Below are 14,028 nucleotides of genomic sequence, written 5' to 3' on the forward strand. Positions count from 1 at the left end.
GTTTCATTAACTTCTACAATACCGTTAAGCCTCATAAGAGTTTGAATAATGCCACCCCTTATGAAATACTCAACGCTTATTTCAATCAACCTATCTGTAAACAACCCTGAGGTTTCTTACAACTTATGAATAAAAAAAAGACCAATATTAAAAAATAATATTGGTCGAATCTTAGTTGATATAACTCAACCCCAAGCTCTACGCGAATAGTATTTTTTATCTTTAAAAGCGCTGCTAACCGCAGCTATTACCAGATACCCCGTAAAAAACAGGATACCGGTACTCATCCCTTCAAATACAATCAAGCTGACTGAAGCTAAAACACATATCAAAGCCAAACTAAGGGCAATCGTTGTGTTATGACTGACATCATTCTTACTCATTTTTAGCACTCCAAAAAAATTAATAATAAAGCTTCTGAATTTATTCGGAGTCCAAGCTTAATCAAAAGTTCACAATATATTCACAAATTATTCACATAAACTTTACAAATTCTCATCGATTAATTTTATGAATTCTTTTTTACAAGAAAAATAGTGTCAGGTCTAGAAAATTGCCGCTTCGCGGTTCTTGCATTCCATTGCAATGATTCTTTGCTGTCCAAATAAAGATGACAGTCAGTCCGTAAGACTACTAAACAATAGTCATGAAAGGCATTCTTAAGATAAATAATTGATAGCATGGCCGAGAAATGTGCGTTAAAGTTTCAATTTATTTGATCACAACTATTAGAGAGAGGATCTCGTCATGACTATTACTCTGATTGCTTTCGATGGCTCAGAAAACGCGATGCGTGCTATAGATGAGATAGTGGATACACTGGATACAAGTAAGCTACATGTGCATCTACTCAATGTGTGCGAGCCAGTTCAAATGAACGAAGTGGTTTTTAATGAAGATCCGCTTTTAGATATACTGAGCATCAAGAAGGCGCGTGAAGAAGCGGGGATGGCATTACTGACGCCCGCAAAAGCTCGCCTCGAGAGTGCAGGTATTCCGTTTGATGTGCATGTGCGCACAGGGAATCCGGCCGAAGTCATTATTGACTTGTCGCGTGAGTATCACTGTGATTTGATCGTGATGGGTACGCGCGGCATGGGTACGATAAAGAATCTGCTGCTCGGATCAGTGGCGAGCAAGGTTATTCACCTCACCGAAAAGCCGTTGCTGCTCGTCAAGTAGTCGCGTCGAAACCGGGTTAAGCAATGGGTAAGGCTTGGTAGGGGTGATCTATGCCTGGGAATAATCTTATGTTTTATATTATTGACTATGGTGGACAATAATGCGGGAAATAAAAACAAAAAGAACACAACCAGCTTGGCACAACATCTGCATTGATTCGGTATTAGAAAAACTGGACACAACGTCAGCAGGACTGACTTGGCACGAAGCCGAGGCGCTTTTGAACAGTCATGGACCTAACCGCCTGCTGGATCCGCCAAAACGCAGCGACATCATGCGTTTCCTGCTGCAATTCCACAATATCCTAATTTATGTACTGCTCGGTTCCGCAGTCATCACGGCAGTTCTGGACCATTGGATAGATACTTTCGTCATTCTGGCGGTGGTGCTAGCCAACGCAATCATCGGCTTCATTCAGGAGGGAAAAGCAGAAAAGGCGATGGATGCTATTCGTCAAATGCTGGCGCCCCATGCCTCGGTACTTCGTAGCGGTGAGCGTCATAGTATTGAGGGAGAAAAACTTGTGCCCGGTGATATTGTGCTGCTTGAAGCAGGTGATAAGGTTCCCGCCGATCTGCGGCTGCTGAAAACACACGGTTTGCAGATTCAAGAGGCGATTCTTACCGGCGAATCCGTGCCGGTAGAAAAGCATACCGAGCCAGTTCCCTTCGATGCGCCGTTAGGTGATCGTTCCTGTATTGCGTTTTCCGGTACGTTGATCACCTCCGGTCAAGGCAAAGGCGTGGTGGTGGCCACTGGTACTTCCACCGAGATTGGGCGCATCAGCGGCTTGCTGTCGGAAGTGGAAACACTGACCACGCCACTGGTAAAACAGATGGGGGCATTCGCTCAGTGGCTGACCATCTTCATTCTGTTAATTGCCACGTTTTTGCTTGGTTATGGTTATTTTGTCGGCCATCATGAGTTTACTGAGATGTTTATGGCAGTGGTGGGACTTTCGGTTGCGGCGATTCCAGAAGGCTTACCCGCGGTACTAACTATCACGCTGGCGGTGGGTGTGCAGTCGATGGCACGACGCAATGCTATTGTACGGCGATTGCCTGCGATTGAGACCATCGGTTCCGTTTCGGTGATTTGCACCGATAAAACCGGCACACTGACCCGCAATGAGATGATGGTTTCCTCGGTGCTAACGCATCAACATCTCTTTACATTGCAAGGCATAGGCTATGAACCGCAGGGAACACTATTGCTGGAAAATACCGAAATTTCTCCCGCCGAATATACTGTTCTGGAAGAGCTCGCACGCGCTGCAACCCTGTGTAATGACGCAGCACTGCATGATCATGAGGGTGTGTGGACGGTGGAAGGCGATCCGATGGAGGGTGCGTTGCTAGCCTTTGCCAGTAAAATAGGCATTGAAATTCGAAAGGAACAGGCAGCCTGGACGCGCACCGACGCCATTCCTTTTGATGCCAAACACCGTTTCATGGCAACGCTGAATCATGACCATGAACACCGCGCATTTGTGTCCATCAAAGGTGCGCCGGAGCAGATTCTTGCCATGTGCGAAACTCAAAGCGTTGCGGACGGGAATGTGGAGCCATTGAACAAAGCTTATTGGCAAGAAAAGGCGGATAGCATCGCCGCCCTCGGTCAGCGCGTGCTGGCATTCGCTGTCAAGCCCGTTCAATCAGAGCATACCGTGCTGGAGCGCACGGATATTGAAAGCACGCTCACTCTGCTCGGCATGACCGGGATGATTGATCCACCGCGTGTTGAGGCCATTGCAGCTGTAGCGGAATGCCACACAGCCGGTATTCGCGTGAAAATGATTACCGGCGATCATGCCAAGACAGCAGCAGCGATCGGCAAACAAATTGGCTTGCAAAACCGCACTAAGGTTCTTACCGGGGCTGACCTAGATGGAATGAATGACGCCACCTTGAAAGAAGCGGTATTGGAGTGTGACATTTTCGCCCGCACCAGTCCGGAGCATAAATTGCGCCTTGTCATGGCATTGCAATCACACGGCATGACGGTAGCCATGACAGGCGATGGGGTGAACGATGCGCCCGCACTAAAACGTGCCGATGTCGGCATTGCGATGGGCAAGAAAGGCAGCGAAGCTGCCAAGGAAGCAGCCGAGCTCGTGCTGGCGGATGACAATTTCGCTTCCATTGCCAGCGCCGTGCGCGAAGGGCGAACGGTCTATGACAACATCAAAAAAGTCATCAGTTGGACATTGCCCACCAACGCTGGGGAAGCGATGATCATCATAGTGGCGTTATTGCTCGGTATGACGCTGCCGATAACCCCGATTCAGATTTTATGGATTAATCTGATTACCGCCATTACATTAGGTATTGCGCTCGCTTTCGAACCGACCGAGGAAAACACCATGCGCCATCCGCCGCGCCCAAGAGGAGAACCGCTGCTGGGTGGTGAGCTGGTGTGGTACATACTGTTGGTATCCATCTTGTGTCTTTGCGGTGTATATGGCATTTATTCCTATGCGACTGACCGGGGCTACAGCATAGAATTGGCCCGCACCCTCGCGGTGAATACGCTGGTGGCAATGGAAATATTCACTTTGTTCTTTATTCGCAATATATACGGCACATCGCTCACCTGGAAAGCGGTGCGCGGCACCAAAATGGTGTGGATGTCAGTAATTGTCGTTACCGTAGCACAATTGGCCATTACCTACCTGCCGCCTCTACAGACAATATTCGGCACGGAAGCAATACCGTTTCTGGATGGCTTGCTGGTCATCGGGATTGGTGTCGCGCTATTTGCCATCCTTGAAACCGAGAAACAGATCCGCCTGCGTCTTAACACCATCAAATCATGAAATGAATATTCTCCAGCTTATCTTGTAGCAAGTTACCTGCCCCGCACGACCATGGTATCGCATTCCAGAAGATGCAATAGATTCTCGGCTGTACTTCCGAGCATCGTTTTAAGAAATCCACTTCGGCCATGTGTACCGAGCACTACAAGGTCGATCTCCTTGTGACTTACGTAATCGCACAGTAGTACTTCCGGATGGCCTCTGTCAATTACACGATGAAGGCGATGCAAAACTGATGGTTCAAGTGCCATTTCGGCAAGAAAGCTATCGCACTGATCGTTGGCAATGGTCTTCCATGCTTCATTCGCCAGTATATCTCCTCCCAAACCGGCACCCTCATAAGCGTGGAACAACGTTAGTTGTGCATCACTAAACCAACGTATTGCAGTCTCTAAGGCTGGCTGCGATGCTGGCGAAAAATCTGTCGCTACTACCACATGCCGATAGGGACCTCGTACCCGGCGACGCACGATCATTAGTGGAACCGGTAGTTCTTGCAGTAGTTTGTCGAGGGTGCTGCCGAATTGAGTACGAGCGAGAGATTCATCGCGTCCCAGACCAGTGATCACTAGATTGCTATTTTCCCGGCGTGCGGCCTCGAGCACGACTTCGTAGGGAATGCCTTCAGTCACGCATACTTCAGCGTCTATATTATCGGAAGCCAAATCCATACTCAATCGACGTGCCGCAACTGTCCGGTAATCTTCTGGATGTCGCCACGAAGGTAGCTCTTGCGTCATCTTCGCATAGCGAACAGCATAGGTAGGATCTATTGCATGTAGCACTAGTAATTTAGCGCTCCAGGCTTGGGCCAATTGCGCCGCACGGTCCGATGCGCGATCACATCGACTGCTGAGATCAGTGGCTAGTAGTAAATTATAAATATCAGAATTTTCTATCATAAAGTTATCTCTTTCAAAAATTGTCATATACGGTGCGGTACATAATTCCACTCAACCTGAAAAGACACACTAGGTAGTTGGGACTAGAATAGAATTAACTATCTATTTTCATTTTTAATATTCCTCCAATTTGATATGCCTAACATGTTTAATCAGTTAGGGCAAATTTAGATTGTGTGCACTTTTACAAATGGGTCGGTTTTCGATTTTTGTTGATACTTTGAGACGAAACAGAATCATATCGTTCATTTTTGCACCAATGATAGCATTTGCATGTGCAACCGCATCTCCAGATACACAAGCCGATGAGGGCGGTGCGAGTTTCTGGCTACCAGGGCAATTTGGCAGTCTCGCCGCTACACTGACCAAGCCGGGCTGGTCTCTTTCGTTTACTTACCACCACGCTTCTACGAGTACAGCCACAGGCAAGAATTTCGAGATTGGCGGCAGAATCGAAACAGGTGTAAGTGCCCGTACCAATCTGCTATTTATCACACCAACATACACCTTTTCCGATTCCGTGCTTGGCGGTCAGGCAGGAATACCATTTGAACCTCAGAGGTTATAAGGAATTTGATGCCGAGAATAGACCAGAAGGCTGGAATGCTTGGATTACGCTAACGATACCGGTTGAAACCGGTAACAATAGGAAATTACTATCAATCAAATAATTTATTGCTGAAGCGCACGAGAAAAATGATCATGATGAAATTTAATGAGTGCTGTAGTAGCGAGTCGTCTTTGGAGGTAGTGTAAACCCGATTCTTCAGGGATTCCTTGGGTAACAATAATTTGTGATCTGTTTTCTCGATGCCGATTTGATTGTTTTCGTTTGGGATCGCTTCTTTGAAACAGAACAAAATATGACCGCATAAAAGGGAGCAATTTCAATTCCAGTGAATGTTGGAGTTTCTGGCGTTACTGCAATCTACAAGCGCAGCGTTACATGCGGCAGAATACCTTTGGTTTCTGCCTTACGGGTTATACGGCACTTCAACCCCAGAATATTCCCGTGGTGTCACGTTCGACTTCGGTCAGCAGTTTTTCAATGTCTTTGTTTTCGGCGTTGGACTCGAAAAGATGCCATTTGCTATTACGGTCTGCGCAGTACAGCAGCCATGTGTTGTTCTTCTCGTCTTTCTTGAACCGAGCAACTGGCATTTCAGTCCAGATTGAGGGATCGTCATAGCGAGGACGGCACTCAAGCAGTTTTACTTCACTTCCGCTGATTTTGTATTCGATTCGGATCTGGTTTCGAACATGGGGCGGAACCTTATTCCGGCAATATTCGCCAAAGAGCTTCTCGATTCTTTCTCGTTCAAATTCGGATAGTGGCATTTAATGTGATTCGTGATGTTGTGGTGTATGACATAAAGAAGGGCAAAGGGCGTGTTGCCGGTAGGCGGAGCATCTCTTCGAACGCAATATTAAGCGCTTTCTTCAAAGTAAGTTTTCCAGAAATGCCCACGCCTTTTGCCCGAGTTGTGAAAGTTTTTCGGCCTTAAGTGCAATGTCGGCGGCCTCATTTACTCGTTTCCATGCGGTGCCGAGTTTGCCTACCGATGGGGCGTCTTTTTCTTCTTTGAGCACCTCGCGTACTTCTATTAGTTCTCCAAGGCCAGCTCTCGCTGCTTCACGTAGAGCTTTGGCACCTACAATGGGATACTCAGCAATCGCTCGCTCAATCAGCGAAATGTGGTGCTCGATTAACTCTTGAAGGCGAGGGGAAATATCCGCCTCTAGCAATGAGGCACGGAGATCGGCAACGAGATTTGAGATTTCAGCAAGGGCTTCTTGCGAAATGTCGGATTCTTCATCGGGAATAATTTCGGTGCAAAAAGCCAGTGCCACGAATGTTTCACGCAGAAGATATTGCTTAACTTGACTCCAGTTTCCACTCAAGAGCATGGATGACAAAGCTTGTTCGATGTTTGTGAGAGCACTGGTGTATAGGGATTCGCTGAAATTGGCTTGGCGCATCTGAGTTTGCACATGTTCCAATTCGCGTTGCATAGCGGCGAGCCGTTCTGCCACGAGTAATGCGCGCTTATTGGGGTTGGACTCGACGATGCCAAATATCTTCGCCCAGGCTTCCATGACTTGTACACTGTCACTATGATTCCCTGCCTGTTGGAGCACTCGGTGCAGACGCGTTGCGGAATTAAGGTTTTGAGGCATAGATAAAGGTACTTAAAATATAAGACATTCTGTCCAATAATTCTGTAGATGATGCCATATAATTGCAGCGATGTTCGATTATCATCATGTATTTTAATATTAATTAAAAAATCCAATATGACAATGCCACCGGCTTATAAATTGCTCGATCAAGTTCGTGAGAAAATAAGATACAAGCATTATAGTTTAAGCACAGAATAAAGTTATTGCCAGTCTTCCGGATCATTTGTAAAAATCGATCGCCACTGATCTGACACCGATATTTCCATGAAAAAACTCCCTTCCGATATCGTCACCAAGCGGCTTGCCCATCTTCCTAGTCCAACGTATGCGGAAGATCTGCCCGTTAATACCCGCCGCGAAGAAATCAAGCAAGCCATCGAGAATCATCAAGTGGTGATCATTTGCGGAGAAACCGGATCGGGTAAGACTACGCAAATCCCGAAAATCTGCCTGGAGTTGAAGCGCGGGGTGCATGGTTTGATCGGGCATACGCAGCCGCGGCGGATTGCGGCGCGGACGGTGGCGGGGCGGATTGCGGCGGAGTTAAATAGTCCGCTGGGGCAGGCGGTCGGTTACAAGGTGCGCTTTTCCGACAAGATCGGCGCGGACAGTTACATCAAATTGATGACCGACGGTATTCTGCTGGCGGAGACGCAAGGCGATCCGCTGTTGCAGGCTTACGATACGCTGATCATCGATGAGGCGCACGAGCGCAGTTTGAATATCGATTTCCTGCTCGGTTACCTCAAGCAATTGCTGCCGAAGCGGCCGGATCTGAAGCTGATCGTGACTTCCGCGACCATCGACGCGCAGCGTTTTTCCCGGCATTTCAACGATGCGCCAGTGATCGAGGTGAGTGGCAGGCTTTATCCGGTGGATATTTATTATCACCCGCCGCTTGCGGACGATGAAGAAGACGGCGATATGCTGCGCGCCATTATTCATGCGGCCGATGAGTTGATGGCGCTGGGTTCCGGCGATATTCTGGTGTTTCTACCGGGCGAGCGCGAGATCCGCGAAACCGCCGAAACCTTGCGGAAGCATTCGTTTCATCGTTTTCATTCGAGTATCGAAATCCTGCCGCTATTTGCCCGGTTGTCGGTGGCCGAGCAGGAGCGGGTGTTTCAACCGGACGGCGCGCGCCGCATCGTGTTGGCGACCAACGTGGCGGAAACGTCGTTGACCGTGCCGGGGATTCATTATGTGATCGATACCGGATTGGCGCGCATCAACCGCTACAGTTATCGCAACAAGGTCGAGCAATTGCTGGTGGAAAAAATCTCGCAGGCATCGGCCAATCAACGGGCCGGACGTTGCGGCCGGGTAGCGAATGGGGTGTGCATCCGGTTGTATTCCGAGCAGGATTTTCAGGGGCGAACGGCGTTTACCGATCCGGAAATCCTGCGCTCGTCGCTGGCCTCGGTGATTCTGCGTATGAAGTCGTTGAAAATCGGCGATGTCGAGGATTTTCCGTTTCTCGAGCCGCCGTCGCCGCGCATGATTGCCGACGGTTATCAGTTGCTCGCGGAACTCGGCGCGGTCGACGACAGCCGCAATTTGACCGACATCGGCTGGCGGCTGGCTAAGTTTCCGATTGATCCCAAGATTGCCCGCATGATTCTGGCGGCAAAGCAGGAAAATTGCCTGCATGAGATATTAATTATCGCTTCCGCCTTGAGTTTGCAAGATCCGCGTGACCGCCCATTTGAGCAGCAAGCGGCTGCCGATAATGCGCATCGCCGTTTTCAGGATGAACGCTCGGATTTTCTGGCGTATTTGAAATTGTGGGATTTCTTCGATGATCTGCTGAAACACAAAAAATCCGGCAAGAAACTGATGGCGCAATGCCGTGAGCATTTTCTGTCGTACCGCCGCTTGCGCGAATGGCGCGAGATTCATGGGCAGTTGCATGTGCTGATGACTGAGCTGGGTTTTAAACCGAATGAAATACCGGCGGGTTACGATGAAATCCATCGCGCTTTATTGCCCGGCTTGCTCGGCAATATCGGTTTTAAAACCGAGAAGGAAGGGGAATATCTGGGCGCTCGCGGCATCAAGTTCGCGATTTTTCCCGGCTCGGTGTTAAAGAAAGGCAAAGCCAAGTGGGTAGTCGCCGCCGAATTGGTTGAAACCAGCAAGCTGTATGCGCGCTGCGCCGCCAAAATCGAGCCGCAGTGGCTGGAGAGAATCGCCGCTAATTTGTGCAAGAAACACTATTTCGATCCGCATTGGGAGAAGAAACAGGCGCAAGTGATAGTGTACGAGCGCGTGACGTTGTATGGACTCGTCATTGTCCAGAAACGGCCGGTTCACTACGGTTCGATCAATCCCAAGGAATCGCGCGAGATTTTTATCCGTTCGGCGCTGGTGGCGGGTGAATATGTCACGCAAGCGCCTTTTTTTGCGCATAACCAAGCATTGATTGAAGAGATCGAAGCGCTGGAACACAAAGCGCGGCGGCAGGATGTATTGGTCGATGAGCAGGAAATTTTCGCTTTTTACGATGCCATCGTTCCGGCAAATATAACCAACGGCGCAGGATTTGAAAAATGGCGCAAGCAGGCTGAGCAAAGCGATGCGCATCTGCTCTATCTACAGCGCGAATTGCTGATGCGCCATCAAGCCGGTCATATCACCGAAGTGCAGTTCCCGGAAACGATGACACTGCCGGATGGCAGTGTTTTACCGCTCACATACCGGTTTGATCCCGGTCATGTGCTCGATGGCGTGACGGTTTCCGTGCCGTTGCCGCTGCTGAATCGTTTGGATACCAAACAACTGGATTATCTGGTTCCCGGTCTAATCCGTGAAAAAATTACCTGGTATTTAAAAGCGCTACCGAAGCAAATCCGTCGTATTCTCGTGCCATTGCCGGAATCGGTTACCGGATTTCTGGATCTTCAAACCCGCGCCTGGCAGCAAATGTCATTACAGGAGGTGCTGGAAAAATTTATTGTGCAAAAGACTTCATTGACAGTTCCGGCAGAAACCTGGCATATCACTGATATGCCAGCACATTTGCTGATGAATATCCGTGTGCTGGACGATGCCGGGCAAGAGTTGGCCATGAGCCGTAATCTCGCCGAATTGCAAACACAGCTTGGCAAAGCGGCGCAGATGACTTTTGTGAAGCGCGATGCCGGGACCGATGACATTGGCATTGAACGCGATGCCATCACGCAATGGGATTTTGGCGATTTGCCGGTGGAGGTGCCGTTTAAAAGAAACGGGCAACCATTAACCGGTTATCCGGCGCTGATCGATAAAACGGACAACGCCGCTATCCGGCTCTTTGATACGCAGCAGGCTGCGGACAGCGCGATGCGCTTGGGTGTCAGGCGGCTATTGTGTTTGACGCTGAAAGACCAGCTCAAACAAATAGAAAAGAACTTGCCGGGATTAAAGCAGGCCAGCGTGCAGCTGGTAACCCGGATCAATCCGGGCGATCTAAAGCAGGATATGCTCGATGCCATCGTGGATCGCGCGTTGCTGCATGATGATCCACTACCGCGCACAGCGGCTGAATTTGCCGCACACAGCCAACGGGCAAAAAGCCGCCTACCGGAAGTCACTGCAGCGCTTGCCCGTTTGTTACAGCAGATTGGCAGTGAATATCAGCTCGTGTTGGGACGATTAGCGTCAACACTAAACGATCGCGTCAAATCTGAATTGAATGAACAGCTTGAAAAGCTGATTTATCCTGGATTTCTCAGTAAAACAGCGTGGCAGCGCTTGCAGCAATTTCCGCGTTATTTGAAAGGTATGGCGTTACGTCTGGAAAAATTACCGGCCAATCCTGAGCGTGATGAGCGAAATAGCGCTGAAATCACACCACTCTGGCGGCAGTATCTGCAACACTGCGAGAAGCATCTGAAGATCAGCCATCAGAATGACAATCTCGATGAATTCCGCTGGCAGATTGAGGAATTACGCATCTCGCTGTTTGCGCAGGAATTGAAAACGCCGTTTCCGGTGTCTGTTAAACGGCTGCAGAAATTGTGGGAAAGTGTGCAAGCATAATCTGCGAAGGTAGGTGAAGGGCAGTTCCGAAGCTATCGGAGGGAAAAGTAGCACGGAACTGTTTTGATCATTGCGAGTGATGTCGATTACTTAGTCTATTTCTAGCGCACACGGCAGGAGCTTGTGCCTTCGATAATGATGAATCCGTCAGCGTCTTTGATCTGACCGGTTACTTTGCCACCTTGGATGAAAATAGGGCTGATAGCGACAGCACCCGCTACGATATCACCCTTATCGCTATCGAAATCAAACTCAAACTCAACTTCGTCGCCCGTACTCGATTTAAGTTCAGCGACGGCTTTATTGTCACCCGATTTGACGACTGCCGAGTAACTGCCTGGTGTCAGGTTTCGTCCATCCACCGAAATTGAAGAACGGTTTGATTTTTTCTCGCATTTGACGCGAATGCCCGCAGCGTTTGCATCAGCTGCGGATAATGATGTTGCAAAAAATATAATGGCTGCGCCTAACAATGTTGAAATTTTTAACATTTTTGTTTTCATTGCTAATTTTCCTTAAATTAATTTTTTAAAGGATCGATGATGGCGGCAATTTGTAACAACGAATTGACAAGGTGGCGTAGCGGATTCGCTGCACGCTGTTTGTGTGACAATGTCAGAGAAAACAGCGCAAATACTGATTGTCCAAGCAGTTACTGAGAACTTTGAATATTACGAAACTTAGAATGAAAAACGGGAGCCGAGGCTCCCGTTTGAACTAATTGTTGCAAGTATTTTAGTTGCGCTAATTAAACTGAATCATTTTTGCGGCGGCGTGCCATAAAACCGATCATACCCAGGCCAGCCAACAACATGGCATAGGTTTCGGGTTCGGGTACGGCTGAAACGCCTTCAACAGTGATATTGTTTAATCCCCAGCCTTCATCGCCAAGACCTTGATCTGCACCGGCATAATCGAATGTCAGCACGTGGTTTCCGGCAGTGAAATTGACAGGAATGGATACATTCAATAAGCCGCCATTGAAGAAACCAAAATTGATTGCAGAGTAGGTTGCGCCATTCGGATTGGCAAATATGATATCCGCGCCACCACCGCCGAGGTTAAAAGTGCCTTGAAACAGCAAATCGCTATCGTTATATAAGCTGAACGTATCGGTACAGCAACTTGAGCCATCCAGACTCAAATAACCTTGGATTTCGAAAGAAATATTACCTGCACCACTGCCCGACGCAAAGCTACGCGTAATACTGCTTGGGCTGGAAAGAATACCGGTCGGGGTTAGATCTTGATAAAGGACGGATGCCGCATGGGTTGAGTGCAACGGTGCCAATCCGATCAAAGTGATAGCTGCGACAGCAATGAAATGAGCAGGTGAAAAATTTTTTGTCATAATAGTCTCCATTTTTGTGTGTATAAGCAGCCAAATCTCTTTCCAATCAGTATTAAGCAAGGAGGTTTCCGGATAAGTCTCACTAGAATTTTCGTATCGCATCCGCATCGTCGTTTCTTACTGTCAGATTAAACTTTGGCTATTCAATCGAAATTGCACAGTGGGATCATATAATTCACTGATTTGTCGACTATAGCCTACTGACTGTAATTGATTCCATAGTCCATCGCTCCTGTTTTACTACCAGATAATCAGCGCTTTGTACTAGTGCAATCGCGCTAATGGCTAAGCGCCTGCTCGCATTCAGCTGTGTGCTGTTTATGGATGCTGTAGATCCGGATAAAAACTGCGCGTAACTCGCTCGATATAGGCTACAAGATTTTCTTTGATTAAGGCATGTTCCTTAAGCGGAGACTCAATGGGACAGCCGCTGATATTGATCAATAATCCGAATGCCGATGCGTCCAATGTCGTCGGCCGGTCGCCAAAGAAATACGGTTTGTGGCCGAGATATGCTGCCAATGCGTCAATATCCTGTTTGCCCAATGCGAATATTTCTTCCGTTTGATGCCTTCCCATGCCATGCCCATAAATTTGCTGCTGAATTTTTTTGCGCGTGTGACTTGCAGCGATATCCCGGACGATGGGTGGTAATGCACCGAAAATGGCCTGCTTGTTCACTTGCCAATTTTCGTCAGTAAATTGCCAGCGTGAATACAACGCCACCCAGAATAAATGCTCTTCCAGCAAGCGCTGTATGGCTGTGGATATGGCCAATTCTTCAGCGGTCAATGAGGTATCCAAATCGGCATAAGCGGATTTGAGATACTCGATGATGAAACGGGAATCGCCAAGCTTTCTCCCATTATCCTCGATATACGGCAGTTTTCCCTTGGGCGCGCGCATCGGCAACGCGGACTTGATTTCATGTTCAATTCCGGCCATGCGCAAGTAAGTTTCTATTTTGCAGCAGAAAGGACTCAAATTTGGAATGCCCCAGGTACGTTCAAATTGATGCAGTTTTAACATATTGATCATCCTCATTGTATTTGTTTATAACTTGCGTATTGCAAGTAACTCTACCTCATAGACTTGTTAATTGCAAGTGATTGCAGTACATTAGTACTATTGATAGTTTTCGTGATGGAGTGCGGTGGTTGATGCCGGATGATTTGAATAAAACCAGTTTTGAGCGATCGTGCTGCCCTATTGCTTGCGCGCTTGATATTCTGGGAGATAAGTGGACGCTGCTGATTGTCCGGGATCTGCTGTTAGGGAAAAAGCGCTATCAGGAATTTCTTGCGTCGCCGGAACAAATCGCCACCAATATACTCGCTGACCGGTTAAAGAAACTTGATACTGCCGGAATTATTGCGCAGCATGCGTATCAACAAAAGCCGGTCCGGTATGAGTACGCATTAACTCAAAAAGGGGAAGATCTGCGGCCGGTGCTAGAAGCTTTAGTCAAATGGGGGAAGGCGTATTATCCCGGGACTATGGTTTTTAAATCCCATTAACCGAATGCAGCTGCGGTTGAAAATCGCGATACCGGAATTTAGGACATTGCTGTTACTGAA

12 protein-coding genes are annotated in these 14,028 nt (G+C 48.2%); 5 read left to right on the top strand and 7 right to left on the bottom strand.

The genetic code is table 11. The features are described from left to right. Positions 1 to 185: 185 nt before the first annotated feature. Positions 186 to 383 carry a hypothetical protein gene (locus tag DU481_RS08505; protein ID WP_107804457.1) on the bottom strand — a complete coding sequence of 66 codons (198 nt, stop codon included), beginning with the start codon at positions 381 to 383 and terminating at the stop codon, positions 186 to 188. Between the two features lie 364 nt (positions 384 to 747). Between DU481_RS08505 and DU481_RS08510 the strand changes: the two genes are divergently transcribed. Then, the gene (locus DU481_RS08510; protein WP_090319757.1) at positions 748 to 1,182 is read left to right on the top strand and encodes a universal stress protein; all 435 of its coding nucleotides are present in this window, start codon (positions 748 to 750) and stop codon (positions 1,180 to 1,182) included. Between the two features lie 100 nt (positions 1,183 to 1,282). Next, positions 1,283 to 3,997: a cation-transporting P-type ATPase gene (locus tag DU481_RS08515; protein WP_350133756.1), complete on the top strand. Its 2,715-nt coding sequence runs from the start codon at positions 1,283 to 1,285 to the stop codon at positions 3,995 to 3,997. 32 nt (positions 3,998 to 4,029) lie between these two features. Here the strand turns inward: DU481_RS08515 and DU481_RS08520 are convergent, their stop codons facing one another. Further along, positions 4,030 to 4,926, bottom strand: a complete 897-nt coding sequence (locus DU481_RS08520; RefSeq protein ID WP_350133758.1) for a universal stress protein — start codon at positions 4,924 to 4,926, stop codon at positions 4,030 to 4,032. 232 nt (positions 4,927 to 5,158) lie between these two features. Here DU481_RS08520 and DU481_RS08525 point away from each other — a divergent pair, with 232 nt between their 5' ends. After that, positions 5,159 to 5,467, top strand: a complete 309-nt coding sequence (locus DU481_RS08525) for a transporter family protein (protein ID WP_350133759.1) — start codon at positions 5,159 to 5,161, stop codon at positions 5,465 to 5,467. A gap of 425 nt (positions 5,468 to 5,892) precedes the next feature. Here the strand turns inward: DU481_RS08525 and DU481_RS08530 are convergent, their stop codons facing one another. Both DU481_RS08530 and DU481_RS08535 read right to left on the bottom strand, forming a co-directional pair. Continuing rightward, positions 5,893 to 6,237: a DUF3024 domain-containing protein gene (locus tag DU481_RS08530; RefSeq protein WP_350133761.1), complete on the bottom strand. Its 345-nt coding sequence runs from the start codon at positions 6,235 to 6,237 to the stop codon at positions 5,893 to 5,895. A gap of 102 nt (positions 6,238 to 6,339) precedes the next feature. Next, positions 6,340 to 6,996, bottom strand: coding sequence for a hypothetical protein (locus tag DU481_RS08535; RefSeq protein ID WP_350133763.1), 657 nt, complete (start codon positions 6,994 to 6,996; stop codon positions 6,340 to 6,342). Between the two features lie 348 nt (positions 6,997 to 7,344). Between DU481_RS08535 and hrpA the strand changes: the two genes are divergently transcribed. Next, positions 7,345 to 11,100: an ATP-dependent RNA helicase HrpA gene (hrpA, locus tag DU481_RS08540; RefSeq protein ID WP_350133765.1), complete on the top strand. Its 3,756-nt coding sequence runs from the start codon at positions 7,345 to 7,347 to the stop codon at positions 11,098 to 11,100. Positions 11,101 to 11,201: 101 nt separating this feature from the next. Here hrpA and DU481_RS08545 read toward each other — a convergent pair whose 3' ends face one another. The 3 genes from DU481_RS08545 to DU481_RS08555 form a co-directional block, all read right to left on the bottom strand. Beyond that, positions 11,202 to 11,603, bottom strand: a complete 402-nt coding sequence (locus DU481_RS08545; RefSeq protein ID WP_350133767.1) for a hypothetical protein — start codon at positions 11,601 to 11,603, stop codon at positions 11,202 to 11,204. A 245-nt stretch (positions 11,604 to 11,848) separates the two neighbouring features. After that, entirely contained in the window at positions 11,849 to 12,451 is a 603-nt protein-coding gene (locus tag DU481_RS08550; RefSeq protein ID WP_350133768.1) for a PEP-CTERM sorting domain-containing protein, read from the bottom strand. A gap of 318 nt (positions 12,452 to 12,769) precedes the next feature. Further along, a complete protein-coding gene (locus DU481_RS08555) occupies positions 12,770 to 13,480 on the bottom strand; it encodes a glutathione S-transferase family protein (RefSeq protein ID WP_350133770.1) in 711 nt (236 codons plus the stop codon). A gap of 131 nt (positions 13,481 to 13,611) precedes the next feature. Between DU481_RS08555 and DU481_RS08560 the strand changes: the two genes are divergently transcribed. Further along, positions 13,612 to 13,968, top strand: coding sequence for a winged helix-turn-helix transcriptional regulator (locus DU481_RS08560; protein ID WP_350133772.1), 357 nt, complete (start codon positions 13,612 to 13,614; stop codon positions 13,966 to 13,968). Positions 13,969 to 14,028 lie beyond the last annotated feature (60 nt).

The organism is Nitrosomonas sp., from assembly GCF_040240425.1.
Classification (GTDB): domain Bacteria; phylum Pseudomonadota; class Gammaproteobacteria; order Burkholderiales; family Nitrosomonadaceae; genus Nitrosomonas.

Coding starts and splice junctions, on each gene's coding strand:
- DU481_RS08515 (WP_350133756.1), top strand. CDS start 1,283: ATGCGGGAAATAAAAACAAAAAGAACACAACCAGCTTGGCACAACATC.
- DU481_RS08535 (WP_350133763.1), bottom strand. CDS start 6,996: ATGGAAGCCTGGGCGAAGATATTTGGCATCGTCGAGTCCAACCCCAAT.
- DU481_RS08510 (WP_090319757.1), top strand. CDS start 748: ATGACTATTACTCTGATTGCTTTCGATGGCTCAGAAAACGCGATGCGT.
- DU481_RS08525 (WP_350133759.1), top strand. CDS start 5,159: ATGATAGCATTTGCATGTGCAACCGCATCTCCAGATACACAAGCCGAT.
- DU481_RS08555 (WP_350133770.1), bottom strand. CDS start 13,480: ATGTTAAAACTGCATCAATTTGAACGTACCTGGGGCATTCCAAATTTG.
- hrpA (WP_350133765.1), top strand. CDS start 7,345: ATGAAAAAACTCCCTTCCGATATCGTCACCAAGCGGCTTGCCCATCTT.
- DU481_RS08545 (WP_350133767.1), bottom strand. CDS start 11,603: ATGAAAACAAAAATGTTAAAAATTTCAACATTGTTAGGCGCAGCCATT.
- DU481_RS08520 (WP_350133758.1), bottom strand. CDS start 4,926: ATGACAATTTTTGAAAGAGATAACTTTATGATAGAAAATTCTGATATT.
- DU481_RS08560 (WP_350133772.1), top strand. CDS start 13,612: ATGCCGGATGATTTGAATAAAACCAGTTTTGAGCGATCGTGCTGCCCT.
- DU481_RS08550 (WP_350133768.1), bottom strand. CDS start 12,451: ATGACAAAAAATTTTTCACCTGCTCATTTCATTGCTGTCGCAGCTATC.
- DU481_RS08505 (WP_107804457.1), bottom strand. CDS start 383: ATGAGTAAGAATGATGTCAGTCATAACACAACGATTGCCCTTAGTTTG.
- DU481_RS08530 (WP_350133761.1), bottom strand. CDS start 6,237: ATGCCACTATCCGAATTTGAACGAGAAAGAATCGAGAAGCTCTTTGGC.